At 64.7% G+C, this 348-nt stretch carries 1 protein-coding gene; it reads right to left on the reverse strand.

Annotation, left to right across the window (positions count from 1 at the left end):
* Positions 1–348: amino acid permease (locus GYA94_RS27545; RefSeq protein ID WP_161893539.1), on the reverse strand; the 348-nt coding region annotated here is incomplete at both ends.

Consider the following 348-nt stretch of genomic DNA (forward strand, 5'->3'; position numbering starts at 1 on the left):
ACGTCGCGCCATGGGGTCACCGCCATGATCGCGATCAGCGCCAGCACATAGAACACGATGATGCGTACCGGGAGCGAGTTGATCGCCCGCGGCCGGGTGCGCTCGGGGTTTTTCGCTTCGGCAGCGGTGGTGCCGACCAGATCGATGCCGACGAAGGCGAACACGGCGATCTGGAAGCCGGCGAAAAAGCCCATCACCCCGTTGGGGAACATGCCGCCGTAATTCCACAGGTTGGCCAGTTGCGCCGTGCGCCCGCTGGGCGAGGTGAAGCCGGTGATGACCATGTACAGGCCGGTGGCGACAAGGCCGAGGATGGCGACGATCTTGACCAGGGCGAACCAGAACTCC

This window comes from Pseudomonas juntendi, assembly GCF_009932375.1.
Lineage (GTDB): Bacteria > Pseudomonadota > Gammaproteobacteria > Pseudomonadales > Pseudomonadaceae > Aquipseudomonas > Aquipseudomonas juntendi.